The sequence below is a fragment of the Acetobacter nitrogenifigens DSM 23921 = NBRC 105050 genome, from assembly GCF_000429165.1.
Taxonomy (GTDB): domain Bacteria; phylum Pseudomonadota; class Alphaproteobacteria; order Acetobacterales; family Acetobacteraceae; genus Acetobacter; species Acetobacter nitrogenifigens.
Window position 1 is genome coordinate 1 of the sequence record NZ_AUBI01000042.1, and the last position, 2500, is coordinate 2500.

The window sequence follows — 2500 nt, forward strand, 5'->3', positions numbered from 1 at the left end:
GTATCGTTGGTTGCGGGGACAGGATTTGAACCTGTGACCTTCAGGTTATGAGCCTGACGAGCTACCGGGCTGCTCCACCCCGCGTTGGGTGATTATGTGTGTGTAGAGTGGGTTGGAAGACCTGGCGGCGACCGACTTTCCCGCGACTTAAGCCGCAGTATCATAGGCGCTGGGGTTTTTCACGTCCGAGTTCGGGATGGGATCGGGTGGATCTCTCCCCGCCATAGCCACCAGGTCGTCCAACCCACTTTTGTTTTGTGGGTGTGGATGGTTGGTGCGTGAGTGTTGTGATGCATGGATGATTTCTGTGCATGGGGCTCTCTTTAAGGAGAGCGTATATGAATGAGCCTATTGGGCGATTAGGACCAGTTAGCTGCACGCATTACTGCGCTTCCACACCTGGCCTATTGACGTGATGGTCTATCACGGCCCTCAGGGAGATCTAGTTTTGAGGTGGGTTTCCCGCTTAGATGCTTTCAGCGGTTATCCCGTCCACACTTAGCTACCCGGCTGTGCCGCTGGCGCGACAACCGGTGCACCAGAGGTATGTTCATCCCGGTCCTCTCGTACTAGGGACAAATCCTCTCAAATCTCCAACATCCACGGCAGATAGGGACCGAACTGTCTCACGACGTTCTAAACCCAGCTCACGTACCACTTTAATCGGCGAACAGCCGAACCCTTGGGACCTGCTCCAGCCCCAGGATGTGATGAGCCGACATCGAGGTGCCAAACCTCCCCGTCGATGTGGACTCTTGGGGGAGATCAGCCTGTTATCCCTAGAGTACCTTTTATCCGTTGAGCGATGGCCCTTCCACGCGGGACCACCGGATCACTATGGCCGACTTTCGTCTCTGATCGAGCTGTCACTCTCACAGTCAGGCGGGCTTATGCCATTGCACTCGACAGCCGGTTTCCGACCGGCCTGAGCCCACCATCGCGCGCCTCCGTTACACTTTGGGAGGCGACCGCCCCAGTCAAACTGCCCACCATGCAGGGTCCCGGACCAGGCTTACTGGCCACGGTTAGACATCAGAAAAATTCAGGGTGGTATTTCAAGGATGGCTCCACAAGAACTGGCGCCCCTGCTTCAAAGCCTCCCACCTATCCTACACAGAATGTCTCTGATGCCACTGCAAAGCTGCAGTAAAGGTTCATAGGGTCTTTCCGTCTGACCGCGGATACCCCGCATCTTCACGGGGAATTCAATTTCGCTGAGCCGATGCTGGAGACAGCGGGGAAGTCGTTACGCCATTCGTGCAGGTCGGAACTTACCCGACAAGGAATTTCGCTACCTTAGGACCGTTATAGTTACGGCCGCCGTTTACCGGGGCTTCAATTCAGTGCTTGCACACCTCCTCTTAACCTTCCGGCACCGGGCAGGCGTCAGGCCCTATACGTCGTCTCTCGACTTCGCAGAGCCCTGTGTTTTTACTAAACAGTCGCTACCCCCTGGTCTGTGCCACCCGCAAATGGTTGCCCACTCACGGGTCTCGCTTATCCCGAAGTTACGCGAGTAATTTGCCTAGTTCCTTCAGCATCGTTCTCTCAAGCGCCTTGGTATGCTCTACCAGTCCACCTGTGTCGGTTTAGGGTACGGTCTATACGCCAGAGCTATTTCCTGGAATGCGCAAAAAGCCAGTCCAATCCGATAAGGACTGACAACATCTTGCATTCGTCACTTCTGGCAGGTTCAGGAATTTTTACCTGATTTCCATCGACTACGGCTTTCGCCCTCGCCTTAGGGGCCGACTAACCCTGCGTGGATTAACCTTGCGCAGGAAACCTTGGACTTACGGCGACAGTGTTTCTCGCACTGTTTGTCGCTACTCATGTCAGCATTCGCACTTCCGATATCTCCAGAGAGGGTCACCCCGTCTCCTTCACAGACCTACGGAACGCTCCGCTACCGCGCATACAAAGTATGCACCCACAGCTTCGGCACGTGGCTTGAGCCCCGTTACATTTTCGGCGCAGGGTTTCTATTAGACCAGTGAGCTATTACGCTTTCTTTAAAGGATGGCTGCTTCTAAGCCAACCTCCTGGTTGTTTTGGAATCCCCACATCCTTTCCCACTTAGCCACGATTTAGGGGCCTTAGCTGGTGGTCTGGGCTGTTTCCCTCTCGACAATGGACCTTAGCACCCACTGTCTGTCTGCCAGGCTAAACTTCCGGGTATTCGGAGTTTGGTTAGGTTTGGTAAGGCTTTGGGCCCCCCTAGCCCATCCAGTGCTCTACCCCCCGGGGTCAACACCTGACGATCTACCTCAATAGATTTCGCGGAGAACCAGCTATCTCCGAGTTTGATTGGCCTTTCACCCCTAGCCACAGCTCATCCCCGACTTTTTCAACAGGCGTGGGTTCGGCCCTCCAGTGCGTGTTACCGCACCTTCAGCCTGGCCATGGCTAGATCACTCGGTTTCGGGTCTTCTGCCAGCAACTCGTCGCCCTATTCAGACTCGCTTTCGCTACGCCTACACCTACCGGCTTAAGCTCGCTG

General features: G+C 55.1%; 1 tRNA gene and 2 rRNA genes (1 of these 3 cut by a window edge). All 3 read right to left on the bottom strand.

What is annotated here, in order from left to right:
- Positions 1-7: 7 nt before the first annotated feature.
- A tRNA-Met gene (locus tag G442_RS0118730) sits at positions 8-84 on the bottom strand.
- Positions 85-119: 35 nt separating this feature from the next.
- Positions 120-235 (bottom strand): 5S ribosomal RNA (gene rrf / locus G442_RS0118735).
- A 103-nt stretch (positions 236-338) separates the two neighbouring features.
- Positions 339-2500, bottom strand: a 23S ribosomal RNA gene (locus tag G442_RS0118740); it runs 579 nt beyond the window's last position.